The organism is Lancefieldella rimae ATCC 49626 (assembly GCF_000174015.1).
Classification (GTDB): domain Bacteria; phylum Actinomycetota; class Coriobacteriia; order Coriobacteriales; family Atopobiaceae; genus Lancefieldella; species Lancefieldella rimae.
Map to the genome: position 1 here is coordinate 339,289 of NZ_ACFE01000002.1, position 17,741 is coordinate 357,029.

9 protein-coding genes are annotated in these 17,741 nt (G+C 52.2%); all 9 read left to right on the forward strand.

The features are described from left to right. The first annotated feature begins 34 nt into the window (after positions 1 to 34). The 9 genes from ATORI0001_RS04280 to mazG all read left to right on the forward strand — a co-directional run bounded on the left by ATORI0001_RS04280 (position 35) and on the right by mazG (position 17,603). Positions 35 to 2,461: a glycogen/starch/alpha-glucan phosphorylase gene (locus ATORI0001_RS04280; protein ID WP_003149421.1), complete on the forward strand. Its 2,427-nt coding sequence runs from the start codon at positions 35 to 37 to the stop codon at positions 2,459 to 2,461. 78 nt (positions 2,462 to 2,539) lie between these two features. Next, positions 2,540 to 3,685: a glucose-1-phosphate adenylyltransferase gene (locus ATORI0001_RS04285; RefSeq protein WP_003148944.1), complete on the forward strand. Its 1,146-nt coding sequence runs from the start codon at positions 2,540 to 2,542 to the stop codon at positions 3,683 to 3,685. Position 3,686: 1 nt separating this feature from the next. After that, the gene (gene glgD / locus ATORI0001_RS04290; protein ID WP_003149048.1) at positions 3,687 to 4,781 is read left to right on the forward strand and encodes a glucose-1-phosphate adenylyltransferase subunit GlgD; all 1,095 of its coding nucleotides are present in this window, start codon (positions 3,687 to 3,689) and stop codon (positions 4,779 to 4,781) included. Between the two features lie 108 nt (positions 4,782 to 4,889). Further along, a complete protein-coding gene (gene glgA / locus ATORI0001_RS04295) occupies positions 4,890 to 6,389 on the forward strand; it encodes a glycogen synthase GlgA (protein ID WP_003149120.1) in 1,500 nt (499 codons plus the stop codon). Between the two features lies 1 nt (position 6,390). Next, a complete protein-coding gene (locus ATORI0001_RS04300; RefSeq protein ID WP_003149437.1) occupies positions 6,391 to 9,879 on the forward strand; it encodes a 4-alpha-glucanotransferase in 3,489 nt (1,162 codons plus the stop codon). 117 nt (positions 9,880 to 9,996) lie between these two features. Next, positions 9,997 to 13,449, forward strand: a complete 3,453-nt coding sequence (gene mfd / locus ATORI0001_RS04305) for a transcription-repair coupling factor (RefSeq protein WP_003149661.1) — start codon at positions 9,997 to 9,999, stop codon at positions 13,447 to 13,449. Between the two features lie 143 nt (positions 13,450 to 13,592). Then, entirely contained in the window at positions 13,593 to 15,626 is a 2,034-nt protein-coding gene (gene htpG, locus ATORI0001_RS04310) for a molecular chaperone HtpG (RefSeq protein ID WP_003148923.1), read from the forward strand. 70 nt (positions 15,627 to 15,696) lie between these two features. Continuing rightward, positions 15,697 to 16,707, forward strand: a complete 1,011-nt coding sequence (locus ATORI0001_RS04315) for a Gfo/Idh/MocA family protein (protein WP_003149245.1) — start codon at positions 15,697 to 15,699, stop codon at positions 16,705 to 16,707. After that, positions 16,707 to 17,603 (forward strand): nucleoside triphosphate pyrophosphohydrolase, encoded by an 897-nt coding sequence (gene mazG / locus ATORI0001_RS04320; protein ID WP_003149189.1) that lies wholly within the window; start codon positions 16,707 to 16,709, stop codon positions 17,601 to 17,603. The genes ATORI0001_RS04315 and mazG overlap by 1 nt, the downstream gene beginning before the upstream one ends. The last annotated feature ends 138 nt before the right edge of the window (positions 17,604 to 17,741 follow it).

The window sequence follows — 17,741 nt, forward strand, 5'->3', positions numbered from 1 at the left end:
ACGTATTTGTTTGATGGTTATTTTTAGGAGTGGCATGGCACGAGATAAGATTTTTAAGGATACGCAAGATTTTAAGGAGCAATATCGCGCCTTGTGTGTGTCGGTATTGGGTAGGGAATTTGATAAATGTACCGATAAAGAGCGGTATTCTATGTTGGCGCGGCTCATTGCCGCTAAGTCTCGTGCTATTGAAGCGGAGTGCCATCCCAAAGAAGCCAAAAAGGTGTATTACTTCTCGCTTGAGTTTTTGCTCGGACCGCTTTTGGATAACTACCTTCTGAATTATGGGCTTCGAGATCTTGTTGCCGATGGTATAGACGAGATGGGATCTTCGCTTGACACCCTTATTAAGCAGGAGGTCGATCCCGGCCTTGGTAACGGTGGACTTGGCCGCTTGGCGGCGTGTTTTTTGGATTCCATGGCGCATGAAGGAATGGCCGGTTTTGGCAATGGTATGCGTTACCGGTACGGCTTGTTCCGTCAAGAGATTGAAGACGGCCGCCAGGTAGAGTGTACGGATAACTGGCTTGAGGGCGGTTTTCCGTGGGAATCCCGCAAAGACGGATCAAGTGTTACGGTTCGCTTTGGTGGGGAAGTTGTCCGACACCAGGATGAAACCGGCCGGTTCTGGTTTACCCAAGAGGGCGGTGAGTGCGTTCGCGCCGTTCCCTATGATGTGCCCATTGTCGGTTACGGTGGAAAAACCGTTAATAAGCTCCGCCTGTGGTCCGCAGAACCCTGCGAGGAGGACTTTGACCTCGATGCGTTTAACGCGGGAGATTACGCGCGTGCCAACAAGTTTCGCTCGGACGTTGAGGCCATCTCAACCATTCTCTATCCCAATGATGCCGGTGAGCATGGTCGTATCTTACGCCTAAAGCAGGAGTACCTCTTTGTTTCGGCGGGACTTCAGTCAATTTTACGTACGTATGAGCATGAGCATGGACACGATTGGGATCATTTCGCCGATCATGTATGCATTCATACCAACGATACGCACCCCGCCATGTGCGGACCCGAGCTTATGCGGCTTTTGGTTGATGTGTATGGCCTTGACTTTGACCAGGCCTTTAAGATTGCAAGCGCTTCAATTTCCTATACCAATCATACGGTCATGCCGGAAGCTCTCGAGAAATGGCCCATCGAGACATTCCGTCATCTGCTGCCTCGGCTGTACATGTTTATCGAAGAGGTGGACAGGCGCTACCGAGAAAATCTTATGCGTGAAGAGGTAAATGCCGATCTTTTGGCATCCACGGCAATTCTGTGGGACGGACAGGTGCGCATGGCAAACCTCTCCATTATCTTCAGTCATTCGGTCAACGGCGTTTCCGATCTTCACACCAGCATTCTTGAGCAGACGGTTCTCCGCGATTTTTATCGCCTGAGGCCTCAGATTTTCAACAACAAGACAAACGGTGTCTGCCACCGTCGTTTCTTGGCACAGGCAAACCCCCCATATGCAAAGCTCATTACCGATGCCATCGGAACGAGATGGCTGGATGATGCTACTGAGCTTGAGCGCCTCATTCCGTTTGAGAAAGATGCCGGCTTCTTGGACGCCATGGAAGCCGCAAAGAAGGCCGATAAAGAGAGGCTTGCGGCATACATAGAAGAAACTACGCAGCTGCAAGTTGATACAAATACCATTTTTGACGTGCAGGTTAAGCGCTTCCATGCATACAAGCGTCAGCTCCTGAATGTCTTCAAGATTCTTGATCTCTATAACCGTATGCTGGATGACCCCACCTTCAAGCCCGCTCCTACAACCTTTATCTTCTCGGGTAAAGCGGCTCAGAGCTATGTGCTTGCAAAAGAGGTTATCCGTCTCATCAACTCGGTTGCTGACGTCATCAATAATGACGCACGTATCGAGGGCCGCCTGAAGATTGCCTTTGTGCCTAACTTTGCCGTTTCAAATGCACAACTTATCTACCCGGCAACGGAGATTTCAGAGCAGATTTCAGTTGCAGGCGCAGAGGCATCTGGAACGTCAAATATGAAGCTTATGATGAATGCGGCTCTCACCCTTGGTACGTATGACGGATCCAATGTTGAGATTTCTCAGCTTGTGGGCGAGAAGAACATCAAGATCTTCGGCCTCCGCGCACAAGAGGTGGAAGATCTCTATGCATCGGGTTCATACTTTGCGTGGAACCAGGTTAATTCGGATCCCGGTCGCCTGGGACGTATTGTTTCAATGCTTACGGACGGTTCGCTTGCGGGTCTTTCGGGTAATTTCGAGTCAATTCGAGATTATCTTATGGCCGGAAACGACCACGATCTTGTCCTGAAGGACTTCTATTCGTACGTCGATGCGTGGGAAGAGCTGACGGCTTTTTATGCCGATCGCCATGCGTGGAATGCCGCAGCTCTCCATAACACCGCAAAGGCGGGGTTCTTCTCGAGTGATCGCACGATTCGTGAGTATATGCATGACATTTGGAAGATTGAGTCGTAGGGTGAAAAAAGGGTTGTAAGGTACGGTTTTGGTAAGTGTCGCTCCCTGTACTTTTGGGGGATATGGGAGGAGATTGGCATGAAAAAGAAGGAATGTTTGGCAATGCTCTTGGCCGGCGGCCAAGGGAGTCGTCTTGGTGCGCTGACAAGCAACGTCGCCAAGCCGGCCGTGTCCTTTGGCGGGAAGTTCCGAATCATTGACTTTGCGCTTTCAAACTGCGTGAATTCAGGGATTTCAACCGTCGGTGTACTGACGCAGTACCGTCCGTACTTGCTGCACTCCTACATTGGTACGGGCAGCGCGTGGGATTTGGACGATCTGGGCGGAGGAGTTTCAATCTTGCCACCGTTCGCCACGCAAAAGGGCGGTGCATGGTATGAGGGTACCGCTGACGCCGTAACCCAAAATATCGACTACATTGAACAAAATGACAGCGAGTACGTTCTGATTCTTTCCGGTGACCAGCTCTATCGCATGGATTACGGAGAGATGTTGGCGTGTCATAAAGAGCACAATGCCGACCTCACCATTGCGGTCATGCCAGTGCCATGGGAAGAGGCCTCTCGCTTTGGCATCATTACCGTAGACGATGACGGCAGGATTACCAAATTTAGCGAGAAACCCACGCATCCCGATTCCAACCTTGCATCGATGGGCATTTACGTTTTTTCAACGGAGCTTTTGCTTAAGGCGTTGCAAGAGGATGCCCTTGATCAGCAATCAACTCATGACTTTGGCAAAGACGTTATCCCGCGTCTTTTGGAGGACGGCAAGCGTCTGTACTCCTATCGCTTTGAGGGATTTTGGCGTGACGTGGGTACTATTTCAAGTTATCACGAAACCAGCATGGATTTGTTGGGGCCGGAGCCGGCGTTTGATATCTTTACGTCGGATTTCCCCATCCTCTCAAACGCTTCCACAAGGCCTCCCGCGTACGTGGGACCGTATGGCAGGGTAGATGATTGTCTGATTGGAAATGGCTGCATTATCAATGGTACTGCTCGCCATTCAATCCTCTCAACCGATGCCGTCATTGAAGCGGGTGCCCGTGTCGTGGATTCGGTACTTCTTCCGGGGGCTCATGTTAAGGCAGGCGCTCAGGTTGTGCGTGCCATCATGGGCGAGAATTCCACCGTTGAAGAAAATGTTCATGTGGGAAGTGTTGATCAGACAAAGGACACTGCCGTTATTGGCAATGACGTTGTGGTAGGAAGGGGTGAGTAGCATGAAAAAAACCATCGGATTGATCACATGCAACTACTCATCAAAAAATACTGAGATTTCAAACGATGTACGCCCCATTGCCTCTATGCCATTTCTCGGCCGGTATCGTCTGGTAGATTTTGCCCTCTCCAACCTTATGAATTGTGGTATTCGTACGGTCGGTATGATAATGCCGTTTAATTACCGCTCGCTTATCGACCACATTGGTTCCGGTAAGGCATGGGGACTTGACCGCAAAAACGGCGGACTTTTTATCCTTCCGGGTTCGGCGTTTGGCACTTCACGTACGGGAGCACGTTTCCTGCTCCGTGACCTGATGACAAATCGCATCTATCTCGAGCGTTCTACTTCGGATTACGTGATATACAGCAGTGCAAACTTTGTGTACAACTTTGACCTTGATAAAATGGGCGAGTATCACATTGAGTCGGGTGCCGATATCACCGTACTGTGCAATGAAGCGCAGGGATACAATGCCGATGCCACGGCATTTGAAGTTGACGATGACGGGCGTGTCGTAGGTGTACACAATTCCGTCAATCATGGCGACGTACAATCGCTGGACTGCTTTATCATATCCCGCAAGAAGCTCATGGATATGCTCGACTGGTATGCGGCAACGGACTATCTGGACATCTTTGAGGCGCTGAGGTCCGATTATGGACACGTGAGAGTTCAGACCTATTTCTTTGATGGATATGCGCGAGGTATTTTTGATAAGAATTCTCTCTATCAGGCAAATATGGATGCACTGAATCCAGATATTGCCGCCAAGCTATTCCCGGGCGGAAACATCAAAACAAAGGCTCATGATACGGCTCCTGCCAAGTTTGAGGTTGGTTCGAGCGTTACCAATTCTATGATTTCGGCCGGTTGTCGTATTTACGGTACTGTTACGGGCTCCGTTTTGGGACGCAAGGTTATCGTCGAGCCGGGTGCCGTCATCCGTGATTCCCTCGTGATGCAAGGCTGCATTGTTAAAAGCGGTGCTGTCGTTGACAGGGCCATTGTTGACCGCGATAACATCATTCCCAATGATACAGAGCTTCACGGAACACCGGAGAACATCCTTGTCCGTAAAAAGTACACGCAGTAATGAGATAAAACATAACAGCGAATGAAGTTTTTATCTACCCCGGCTTTCGTCGGGGTAGTGCGGTAAAATAGGTTTGATGCTATGAAAACAATAGTGAGGGGGCCATTCATGGCACGCACAACCAGAAGAAGAAAACTTAAAGTTCTTTTTGCAGCCTCTGAGGTTGTTCCATTTTCAAAAACAGGCGGGCTCGGCGATGTTGCCGGTTCGCTGCCCAGTGCGCTTAAACACGTAGGTGCAAAGGTAGCCGTCATATCACCTCTCTACAAAACCATATCGTCCACATGGAAAGACAAGATGACCAAGGTGGGAGAGCTGTATGTTCCCCTCGCGTGGCGTGAAGCGTATTGCGGTATTTATCACCTGATTCATGAAAACGTCGACTGTTATTTTATTGACAATGAGCAGTATTTTGGGAGAGACGGTCTCTACGGCTTTTTTGACGACGGAGAGAGATTTGCGTTTTTCTCAAAAGCAATTTGCGAGGTAATTGCACACGTACCGGAGCTCGCCTGTGATATTTTGCATTGCAATGATTGGCAAACGGCGCTCGCTCCGGTATTTTTGCGCGAGTTTTATCGCGGCATTCCCGAATGCGATAACGTGCGCACGGTCTTCTCGATTCACAACGTTAAATTCCAGGGTCAGTTTACCGATAAAATGTTGGCGGACCCTCTGGGTTTGGATGGTATTCCTGCGGCGGCAGGTCAGCTTCGCTGCGACGATCATTCCATTAACTTCATGCAAGGAGCACTGCTCTACTCAGATTATCTGAGTACGGTCAGTCCTACCTATGCACTTGAGTTGCAGATGCCGTTTTACGGGGAAGGAATGGATCCCATTTTCCGCCGTCGTCATGAGGCGCTCCGTGGTATTTTGAACGGCATCGACACCGCTGCATGGTCTCCCGCAAACGATCCTTATATTCCGGCGCACTTCTCGGCAAAGAAGTTTGAAGGCAAGGCGGAGTGCAAGCGTGCGTTGCAAGAAGAGTTGGGTCTTGAAGTAAATTCTGACATTCCTTTGGTGGTAATGGTAACGCGCCTGACCGACCAAAAGGGTATGGGGTTGGTAACCTACGCGATGGATCGGCTTATGAGTGCCGGTATGGAGGTTGCCATTTTAGGCACCGGTGATCAAAAATACGAAGATTCGCTCCGGTATTTTAACGATCACTACGGCAACCACATGGCGGCCCGCCTGCAGTTTGATGTGGCTCTTTCGCACCGTATGTATGCAGGTGCTGATATGTTTTTAATGCCTTCTGAGTTTGAGCCCTGTGGCCTCTCTCAGATGATTTCCATGCGTTACGGCACGCTTCCTATTGTGCGTGAGACGGGCGGTTTGGCCGATTCCGTGCAGGCATACAATCAGTACACCCAGGAGGGCACCGGATTTAGCTTTGCCAACATGAATGCCGATGAGATGGCTGATGTGGTTTGTTATGCGTGTGACGTATATCGGAATCAAAAAGATGCGTGGAACGCTTTGATTGCCAACGCAATGGCTGCCGACTTTAGTTGGCACACTGCAGCCAATGACTACCTCGATATGTACCATTGGCTTCATCCAGAGGTGATTCGATATACCCGTCGCAGGGACTGGTAATATGCAGGCTTTTCACAGTACATCGCTCGCCACATATCGTCGGCCGTTTGGTGCGGTTCGCGAAGGAGAACAGGTCACTCTTTCCATTGCCGTTTGGGACGACGATGTCACTTCGTGTACGCTTCGTCTCTGGATTGAAGGAGACGGCGAGAAGAACCTCTCGATGCAGCGTGTCCAGCGTCCCACATATACCGGTGAGGTTGGTCCTCAGGTTGTAGATACGCATTCTGGCGGTTTTGAAAGCGCTGCTTCTTCGGAAGTTCCTGCCGATGCGGCGCTCTTCTCGGTATCGTTTGTTCCCGAGACAACCGGTATTGTGTGGTACCGATTTGATATTACGGCATCCGATGGTGCGGTATGGAAGTACGGCGCTCGTGAGGGGTGGGTTACCGGAGTCGGTGCGTTTACCTTTGGAGATCCGCCGTCATTTCAGCTGACGGTATATACACCTCGCAGTATCCGTCCCGTGTGGTATGAAGAGGGCATTGCCTATCAGATTTTCCCGGATCGCTTTGCGAGAGGTGCTGATTGGCACGGTCGTGCGGAGCGTGCTCTTGAGAAGCCGCGAAAAGGTCCAAAGCGTGAATTGGTAGAAGATTGGGACAGGGCTCCGAAATACGTACGTGATGAAAACGGCCGTATCCTAAAATGGGATTTTTATGGTGGTACCTTGGAAGGTATTACCGAAAAACTTGAGTATCTTCAGCGTCTCGGGATTACCATTATCTATCTGAATCCTATTTTTGAGGCCGCAAGCAACCATCGCTACGATACTGCCGATTATCTCTCGATAGATCCGATTCTGGGTGATGAAGAATCATTTAAGGTGCTGTGTCGCGAGGCACAGGCGCGTGGCATCTCCATTATTTTGGATGGCGTTTTTAATCACACCGGGGCTGATTCTCGCTACTTTAATCGCGATGGCAATTATGCCGACGTGGGTGTTTGCCAGGGAAAAAGTTCTCCCTATGCCGATTGGTTCACGTTGGCGGAAGACGGATCATATGCCAGCTGGTGGGGTGTTGATGACCTGCCGGACGTGAACGAGACGAGCGATTCATTCAGGAATTTCATTTGCGGTGAAGACGGCGTGGTTCGCCGGTGGATTCGAGCCGGCGCCCGTGGATGGCGCTTGGACGTTGCCGATGAACTCTCCGACGGGTTTTTGGCCGAAATCCATAAGGCTGCGGTTGCCGAGCGTTCCGATGCCGTGGTAATCGGTGAGGTATGGGAAGACGCCAGCAACAAGCGGGCCTATGGTGAGTTGAAGCGCTATTTTGCCGATGATGAGCTTGACGGCACGATGAACTACCCGCTGCGTTCAGGAGTCTTGAAGTATTTACGCGGCGAGATTTCAGCTTCTGAGTTGTCACATCGGCTTGAAGAGCTTCGTGAGAACTATCCCAAGCGTGCGTTCTTCTCGTCATTGAATTTGATGGGAAGTCATGATCGCGCGCGGATCATGACCATTTTAAGCGGCGCTCCGTACTCACGGACGGCTCCTGCGGAGACACAAGAGTTCCCTCTGTCATCCGACGAGCGCGGTTTGGGCAAGAGCCGTCTGTGGGCGGCGTGTGTTATTCAGATGACCATGCCGGGCGTGCCGTGCGTGTACTATGGGGATGAGTTGGGACTTGAAGGCAATCGTGACCCGTACAATCGCGCCACCATGCCGTGGGGACAGGCCGATGACGGCGTGCGCGGTGCTTCTCGCCCGGGCGATAAGGACTGCACGGCCATATACCGCAATTCGATTGCGCTGCGTAAGGTGCTGCCGGTACTTACCAGCGGTGAATTTGAACCGTTTGCACCCAATGATGACGTGTTTGGTTTTTGGCGCTACAACGGTACGCGCGAACAACATGCAGATGTTCTGCATGATCCCGATGAGCGTATTTGCGTGCTTATCAACAGGAGTCTCTCAAACGTACAGAATATTCATGTTCCGGTGGCTCCCGGTATGCTGGTGAGCGATATCATTACCGGTCAGGTTCTTGAAACAAAAAATGGTGCCGTTGACGTTTTTATGTGGCCTCTTGGTACGGTGGTTCTTCATATACATCGTCCTCATCGCTTGCAGCGTCCCATGCAGCGCGGTATGGGCATACTTGCACACATTACCTCACTGCCTCAAAGGCCCGGTGTGGCTCTCTCCGCCAAAACAAAGAAAACAAGTCATGCGGGAACGATCGGCGCAGATGCCCATGACTTCGTTGATTGGCTGGAAGAGGCTGGGCAAAAATACTGGCAGATTTTACCTATAAATCCGACGGATGAATTTGGTTCTCCGTATGCGGGGCTTTCGGCGTTCGCCGGAAATGCCGAGCTGCTTGATGGGGGAGCCGACGGTGCGCTTGCACGTTTTGAAGCGCTGGCACATAACACGTTCTTTCGATATCAATACCAGGAGTTCTGTAAAAAGAATGCGTTTTGGCTTGAGCCATATGCGGCTTTTCGCGCATTGAAAGACCACTTTGGTACTGCGGTGTGTTGGCAGGAGTGGCTGGAAGAATACAAGACGTACATGCCAGAGCTGGTGGCTCGTGCCGGAGTAAGAGAAGGCGCCGAGCGCAGGCGCCGCATACAGTTTATGTTTGAGCGAGAGTGGCATGAACTTAAAGAGTATGCGCATAAGCATGGGGTTCGAATTATCGGCGACATGCCCATGTTTGTTTCAGCGGATTCGGCCGATGTGTGGGCTCATCCGGAAATTTTTGATCTTGATGCAGACGGCTATCCGTCTTCCCAGCCAGGTATTCCGCCTGATTCTTTCGCCCCGCAAGGTCAGCTGTGGGGAAATCCTGTTTATAAGTGGGATGTCTTAAAGCAACAAGAATATGCGTGGTGGCTGCAGCGCTTTGAGCGCTCCTTTGACCTGTATGATTTTACACGTCTTGATCATTTTATAGGGTTTACCTCGTTCTATGATGTTCAAATCGGTCATGCGGCTTCAGAGGGAAGCGATGTTTTTGGGCCGGGGCTCGATCTTTTCCGTGTTGCGTTCCAGCACTTTGGTGCGCTGCCATTGATTGCCGAAGATCTTGGTTCCATTACGCCTGCGGTGCGGGCTCTTTTGGCCGAGACAGGTATACCGGGTATGTCGGTGGCGGTATTCTCAAATCAAGATCCACGAGAACGTTTTGAGGCAAACCTCGAGACGATCGTGTATACCTCAACGCATGATACACCTACGCTTGCAGGATATCTGAAGAGGCGCTTTATCTATCCGGATAATGAGAATGCCTGGTGCGACGGATCTTTCGACGAGAAGACCCATGAGGCTTTTGAGCGAGTACTCAAAAACGTGTTGACGCTGCCCAATGATGTGGCCGTCATACCCCTGCAGGATATCCTTGGACTTGACGACTCTGCTCGTATGAATGTCCCCGGAACCGTTGAGGGGAATTGGTCGTGGCGTTGTTCGTCCGGAATGCTTACTTCCGCCGTGGCAGAAAAGCTGCGCGCATTGGCAAAACATGTAGCTCGGTAAGAAAAAACTACTGGCTGCTAAACCGACGGTCGGAAACGGCTACAATAGCACCCAGATTGAATCAGTTACAGCCCGCGTGTTTATGCACGTGGGCTTTTAGTGCGTCAAGGAGTTTTAGTGTTTATCAACCGAGTTGCTTCTCGCCTTTTATCCGCCCCGGAACTCACTGCTTTTTCTCGACAGCTCTCTTCGGGCTCCGATGTTACCTTGGCCGTTGCTCAGGGTGCGCGCCCTCTGGTGCTTGCCTCAATATGGGCCCAATGTCCGCGTCCTACCATGTTGGTGGTAGCGGGCGAGGAGGCAGCCGATCGTACGGCTCGTGCGCTGGCAGCGTGGCTTGGAAATGATGTGGTGTCGCGCTATCCCGATAGGCGTGATTATCCGTGGTCAGACGCCACGCCTGATGATGCGTGTATCGGCATGCGTTGCAATGCCGTTGCACGCCTTGCGGCGGGCGAGAAGTGCATTGTGGTTGCAAGTGCGCATGCACTTCTGCGCCGGGTACCGCCTGTTGGATCGGGATATTTTGTACCAAGCACCTTTTCTGTGGGGGATGAGGTGTTATTTGAAGAGGTGCCGGCGCTTCTTGTGGGTATGGGATATGTCGATACCGGAGAAGTTGATGTTCCCGGTTCGTTTCACGTACATGGCGATACGGTTGACGTGTTCCCGGCTCAATCCACCTGTGCGGTGCGCCTTGAGTTTTTTGGTGATGAGATTGATCGTATCCGTCGCATGGTTGCCGCAACCGGTCAGACCATCGGTGAGCTTGAGTCGGTAACCGTGGTACCGTGTCGAGAGCTGGCCTTTACCACAGAGACTATTCGAAACGCCGAACGGGCACTCTATAATCGTGCCCAGGAAAATTCTGCGGTTGCCGCCGATCTTGAGCTCATTCAACGAGGTGCTTCCGCACCGGCGCTTGAGCGCTATCTGCCCATTTTGTACGGAAAAACAGCAAGCCCGCTTGAACACATATCTCCGGAAACCCTTGTGGTGCTCGCAGAGCCACGCTCTCTTTTTGACGACTGCCAGCACGCTATGGATGATATTGAGGCCGCGGCACAGACGGCAAAAGTTAAGACCGAGGGGCTCTATACCATGCCGCGGGAGCTGGACTTTGGTTCACAGCAGCGGATTTCGTTTGCTTCTCTTTTGCGGGTAGGAGGGCAAGTTACCGCAGAACTCGCAGTCCATCAGCCCTCCATTGCGGGCTCTGATACCAAGCTGATTGGCCGTGTTCGTCAGCTCGTAAACGATAACGACGTGGTTGTTTTTGCCGTTCCCGATCGAGCGGCACGTGAACATCTGATGGGTCATTTTAGTGATGAAAATATTCCATTTGAGGTGTCTTTGGGCACGTCAGAAGAGAATATCCCAAATTGGGATATTTCAGATACCTCATACAAACCGCTTAAACGGGGACGGGTAACATTTACCGACGCTCCGGTTCCGGCCGGTATTGTGATACCTTCGGCGCATCTTGCCGTTCTTTCCGTTTCCGACCTTACGATTCGTTCTGCTCGCAAAAAACACCGTTCCAAGCGCATTGATCCTACGAGTGTTACGTTCCCCTTCAAGCCGGGTGATTATGTTGTCCACGCAAAGCATGGTATTGCATACTTTAAGGAGATTGTGCGCGAAGAGGCTGCTGGCAGAATGCGTGATTACTTTCTGCTTGAATACGCTCATGGCGATAAGCTCTACGTCCCGTTTGAACAGGTGGATCGTTTAACGCGCTATGTGGGGCCCGATGGCGCAGCTCCAAGGCTGACACGGCTGAGCACTGCCGATTGGTCGCGTGCGACAGCCAAGGCGCGCAAGTCCGCAAAAAAGTTGGCGTTTGACCTGGTTGACCTGTACACCCGTCGCGCTTCGGTGCCGGGCTATGCGTTTTCGTTTGATACTCCGGAGCAAGAAGAGATGGAATCCGCCTTCCCATATCAGATGACGCCCGATCAGGAAAGCGCACTTGCGGATATTAAGCTTGACATGGAGGCTCGCAAGCCGATGGACCGCCTGCTTTGCGGAGACGTTGGCTTTGGTAAGACCGAGGTTGCATTGCGTGCCGCATTCAAGGCATGTCAGGACGGCCGCCAGGTTATGATTTTGTGTCCCACCACCATTTTGGCGCAGCAGCATTTTGAGACGTTCTTCTCGCGCTTTGCACCGTTTGGTTTGCAAGTGGCTGTGCTTTCCCGTTTTGTTACGCCTGCGCTACAGCGCAAGGCACTGGAAGGCTTTGCGGACGGTTCGGTAAACGTACTGGTAGGAACCCATCGGCTGCTCTCAGCGGACGTGAACCCCCATGATTTGGGTCTCGTTATCGTTGATGAGGAGCAGCGCTTTGGGGTTCAGCATAAAGAGCAGCTCAAAAACATGCGCGAGCAGGTTGACGTACTGACGCTCTCCGCAACGCCTATTCCGCGCACGATGCAGATGGCCATGAGTGGCGTGCGCGATATGAGCCTCATCATGACGCCACCTCCAGGAAGAAAGCCGGTTAAGGTGACAGTGGGAGAGTACGATCCCGATCTTGTATCCGCCGCTATCAGAGCCGAGCTTGCACGTAAAGGCCAGGTATATTACGTCTCCAATCGCGTTACGACCATTGATGATGCGGTGAGTCGTGTGAATGAGGCGGCGCCGGAAGCGCGCGTGGGGGTGGCGCACGGACAGATGAGCGCCCGCGAGGTGGAAGACGTGATGTTGCGTTTTCAGGAGCATGAGATAGATGTTTTGGTGGCAACCACCATCATTGAATCGGGTATCGACAATCCCCATACCAACACGCTGATCATTGAAGATTCGGAGCGCTTGGGACTTGCTCAGCTGTATCAGCTTAAGGGGCGCGTGGGCCGTGGTCGGCAACAGGCGTATGCGTATTTTATGTTTCCGGCAGAGATGCCGCTTACCGAAGAGGCAACGGCACGTTTGACTGCCATCAACGAGTATCAGGATTTGGGCAGTGGCATGAAGATTGCTATGCGCGACTTGGAGATTCGTGGAGCAGGCTCACTCATGGGTGCTGAACAACACGGCAATCTTTCCGGCGTTGGCTTTGACCTCTTCACGCAGATGCTGGGCGAGGCGGTCGCGGAGGCCCGCGGTGAAACGCCCGATGTTGAGCAATCGGAAGTTACTCTCAATCTGCCTACCGACTTCTTCTTGGACGAGGAATATCTCCCGGAAGTTGATCGGCGCGTACTGGTGTATCGCCGACTTGCGGCGGCTCAGGATCTGGCGGATGTAGATGAGATACAGCAAGAGACAGAGGAGCGCTTTGGTGCTTTGCCGCTTGCGGGTAAAAACCTCTTTGACCGCGCTCGCGTGCGCATCCGTGCCGAGCGGCTTGGTCTGTCCTCGATTTCGCTTACCGGAGGGCGTCTTGTATATCAGGGAGTCAAGATTCCTCGCGAGCAGGCGCTTACGTTCAAGGCGCGCGGTGCCATCTACTATCCCAAGTCAGAAAAGCTTGGCTATCCGTTCCGTCACAAAGATGAGCAACTTATGCCTGCGGCTTTGGGCGTTCTTGAAGAGCTTGGAGGAGATGACGAGGCGGAAGCATAACGCGTATTCGCCCACCTGAATAGGAGTACCCATCCGAGGGTATCCCGATATATGGTGTGAAACGCTTTTTGAAAGCCTGTTTGTGGAACGGGCAATGCTGACAATACTAAGGTAACTTAAGAACCGAAAGGAGTCCTCTACCTATGAAGCAATTTAAGACCGAAAGCAAGAAGCTGCTCGATCTCATGATCAACTCCATCTATACCAATCGAGAGATCTTTCTGCGCGAGCTCATTTCCAATGCTTCGGACGCGCTTGACAAACTCTCCTTTGAGAGCCTTATCAAAAAAGACGTCAATGTAACGGACGCTTTGGCAATCAACCTTGCGTTTGATAAAGACGCTCGAACCATCACCGTCAGCGACAACGGTATCGGTATGACAAAAGACGAGCTCGATAAAAACCTCGGCACGATTGCACATTCCGGATCTGAGCAGTTCAAGGAAGAGAATGCCGACCATCAGGGCGATAACATCGATATTATCGGCCAGTTTGGCGTTGGGTTTTATTCCAGCTTCATGGTTGCCCAAAAAGTTCGCGTAGTCAGCCGTGCGTATGGCGAGAAGTGCGCCTATATGTGGGAGTCTGACGGTGTGCATGGGTATAGCGTTACGGAAGCAGCGGAAGCCGATCTCCCTGAATCTCTCCAGGCCGACAACTCCCACGGCACTGTCATAACGTTATTCCTTCGCCCCTCTACGGAGACTGAGGATACCGACCAGTTCCTTTCGGAGTGGAAACTGCGCGAGCTTGTGCGCCATTACTCAAACTATGTGTGCTATCCCATTCAAATGATGGTCGAGAAGAGCCGCGAGCTTCCCAAGCCGGAAGATGCAGGCGAGGACTATACGCCACAGTATGAGCAGTATAAAGAGCTTGAGACCTTGAACTCCATGACGCCCATCTGGAAGAAGCGTTCGAGTGAGGTGGAACAAAGCGATTACGATGAGTTCTACAAGACTACCTTCCACGACTGGGAGAATCCTGCGCGTACGGTGTCGTTCCATGCCGAGGGTGCGCTCTCGTATGACGCTCTACTCTTTATTCCCGGACGTGTGCCGTTTGACCTCTACAGCAAAGATTACGAGAAGGGATTGGCGCTCTATACCTCCAACGTTCTCATCCAGGAGAAATGCGCTGATCTTCTGCCCGATTGCTACAACTTTGTACGCGGTGTCGTTGACTCTCCCGATGTGACGCTCAATATTTCCCGCGAGACGCTGCAGCAGAACTCTCAGTTGAAAGCCATTGCTCGACGTGTGGAGAAAAAGATTACATCCGAGCTTGAAACCATGAGGGACAACGACCGCCCCGCCTACGAACAGTTCTTTGAGAACTTTGGCAGGGGACTCAAGTTTGGAATTTACAGTTCCTACGGCGCCAAAGCGGACGAGCTTGCCGACCTCCTGCTTTTCTGGTCTGCACGTGAAAAGAAGCTTGTGACGCTCAAAGAGTATGCGCAGGGTCGAAGCGAGAGCCAAGATAAGATTTACTACGCTGCAGGTACTGATCGTGGGCGTCTTGCCAATATGCCGGTTGTGAAGAATGCCCTTGCCCACGGTTACGACGTGCTTCTCTGCACGCAGGACGTAGATGAGTTCATGTTCCAGGTCATGCGGTCGTACAAGGCCGAAGCTCTTGTTTCTGTGGACGCAAAGGAATCTGGTGCCGCCGACTCTGCCGACAAAACCGCTTCCTCCGAAAACGCTACCTCCAAGCCTTCGCTCTGCGACCTCGAATTCACCAATGTTTCCGCCGCTGATCTCAACCTTGCAAGCGAGAAGGAACAGGAAGAGGCTAAGACGGCAGGCGAGAAGCACAAAGATCTTCTCGAGGCATTGACAAAGGCACTTGACGGAAAAGTAACGAGTGTTACAACCTCGGCTTCTTTGGGAGAGGCTCCGGCTCGGGTAGCGGCAGAAGGACCTGTCTCACTCGAGATGGAACGTGTGATGGAACAGGGTCCCGATGCAGGTCAGATGCCTAAGGCACAACGAGTACTTGAGATCAATCCGCAGCACCCGGTGTTCCAAAAGCTTGTTGCGGCACAGGCCTCGAACGAAGGGGACAAACTTGCACTCTACGCAAGTCTTCTCTATGACCAGGCTTTGCTCGTTGAAGGACTTCCCGTGGACGATCCTGTCCAGTTTGCCAAGAATGTTACGGCATTGATGTAGCGATGGCAGGTCTGCGCAGGCGTATGCAGGCAGACGCGTGTGCGTGAATCACTCAGCACAAGGAGGCTTCATGTATCAGGAAACGAAGGGCTCGTTATTTACGGCTCCACAGCTGCGCTGGGGTGTTATCGGCTGCGGCGTTATTGCCAATCAGATGGCCGAGGCACTTGCGGCGGAAGGTCGTCACATTGACGGCGTAGCCAACCGCACCCATGAGAAGGCAGTGGTGTTTGCGGACAAACATGGTGTGACACGAGTGTATGACACCATTGACGACCTTATCGCCACTCCTGACATTGATGTGCTCTACCTTACAACACCTCATAACACGCACATTACGTATTTGCGGAAGGCCCTTGCAGCCGGTAAGCACGTGCTTTGCGAGAAGTCCATTACACTCAACTCCGCCGAGCTTGCCGAGGCGCGTGAGCTGGCCTCTGCGCATGGCGTTCAGCTCATGGATGCCTGCACCATTTTGCATATGCCGCTGTACAAGGAGTTGCAACGACGCATTGACGCAGGCGATTTTGGTCGGATCAACCTCATACAGGAGAATTTTGGCAGCTATAAGGAATACGACATGAAGAATCGCTTCTTCAATCCTGAGCTGGCAGGCGGAGCGCTTCTCGATATTGGCGTGTATTCCCTTACCCTTGCCCGTCTCTTCCTTAAAAGCCAGCCACATGAGGCACTTTCGATGATGAATCCCGCGCCTACAGGAACCGATGAGACTGAAGGCATTTTATTGCGCAACGCTGAGGGTCAGATGGTCGTGCTTTCCCTTACCATGCACTCAAAGCAGCCAAAGCGGGCCATGATTTCTGCGGATAAGGCCTATCTTGAAATTATGGAATATCCCAGGGCCGATTGGGTGTCCATCGTTTGGACAGATACGGGCGTGCGAGAAGAGCTGCAGGTTGGCAATACGGCGCAAGCGCTGAGCTATGTGTTGGCGGATATGGAACGCGCTGTTGCGGGAGACGAATATGCGCGTGCACAGCTCGGCACTTCAGCTGATGTGATGGAGCTTATGACCAGCCTTCGTGCCGATTGGAATTTCAAATATCCCGAGGAGTTGTGATGGCCGAGCAAACCGAGCAAAGCGTGAGCGCAACAGGCATTACAAGACTTGCGGATTTGGTTGATGCACAGACGCGGCATCGCCCCGGCGCCCCTATGGGACATCCTGAGTTTGACCGCTTGGTGCGCACTATCTGGCGTCTTCGTCAAAGCGACGGCTGTCCGTGGGACAAGGCACAGACACATGATTCCATTACCAAGAACATGATTGAGGAAGCCTACGAGGCCGTTGAGGCTATCAAGGAGGGCTCTTCCGAACATCTCCAAGAAGAGCTGGGAGACGTGCTTGAGCAGGTACTGCTTCATTCACAGATTGAGTCGGACGATGGCGGGTTTGATATCGATGGTGTATGCCGTGCCCTTAACGAGAAGCTCGTCCGTCGCCATCCGCATGTATTTGGACCCGAGGCAGGAAACGCACACGATGCCGATGCCGCACTTGATGCGTGGGACAGCGTGAAAGCTGCCGAGCGTGCCAATGAAGAAGACCGCGTACATACCGAAGGGCTTCTTGATAGCGTCCCGTACTCGTTGCCGGCGCTCATGCAGGCGCAAAAACTCTCCAAGCGTGTGGCAAAAATGGGGTTTGACTGGGATTCCGTTCACGACATCTGGCAGAAGGTTGCAGAAGAGCGCGCGGAATATGAAGCTGAAGCGCCGGGCTCCGAAGCTCGTGCGGAAGAGTTTGGCGACCTCCTTTTTGTCATGGTGCAGCTGGCCCGGTGGGACGGAATCGATGCAGAAGAGGCACTCGCCGCAGCTAATCGAAAGATGCGTCGTCGTTGGTCGCGCATGGAGGAGCTTGCGGGTCAGAAGGGCTTCTCGCTTGAAGATCATCCCGAGGTGCTTGAAGATTTGTGGCAGCAGGCAAAGTCAGAAGAGAACGCTAAAGAGTAGAGGCACAAGCGTCGAGTCAAAAGCAAATGAAATTTTTGCGAGAAGCTCGCTGAGAGTGTCAAGCCTGCTATAGTCTGCCATACTAAGAGGACGCCTTGCACCAATAACGAACTAGAAACGAGTAGGCGATGAGTTTAA

What these genes read in the sequence shown, in the direction of transcription:
- ATORI0001_RS04280 (WP_003149421.1), top strand. Translation starts at nt 35, where the DNA reads ATGGCACGAGATAAGATTTTTAAGGATACGCAAGATTTTAAGGAGCAA.
- ATORI0001_RS04285 (WP_003148944.1), top strand. Translation starts at nt 2,540, where the DNA reads ATGAAAAAGAAGGAATGTTTGGCAATGCTCTTGGCCGGCGGCCAAGGG.
- glgD (WP_003149048.1), top strand. Translation starts at nt 3,687, where the DNA reads ATGAAAAAAACCATCGGATTGATCACATGCAACTACTCATCAAAAAAT.
- glgA (WP_003149120.1), top strand. Translation starts at nt 4,890, where the DNA reads ATGGCACGCACAACCAGAAGAAGAAAACTTAAAGTTCTTTTTGCAGCC.
- ATORI0001_RS04300 (WP_003149437.1), top strand. Translation starts at nt 6,391, where the DNA reads ATGCAGGCTTTTCACAGTACATCGCTCGCCACATATCGTCGGCCGTTT.
- htpG (WP_003148923.1), top strand. Translation starts at nt 13,593, where the DNA reads ATGAAGCAATTTAAGACCGAAAGCAAGAAGCTGCTCGATCTCATGATC.
- ATORI0001_RS04315 (WP_003149245.1), top strand. Translation starts at nt 15,697, where the DNA reads ATGTATCAGGAAACGAAGGGCTCGTTATTTACGGCTCCACAGCTGCGC.
- mazG (WP_003149189.1), top strand. Translation starts at nt 16,707, where the DNA reads ATGGCCGAGCAAACCGAGCAAAGCGTGAGCGCAACAGGCATTACAAGA.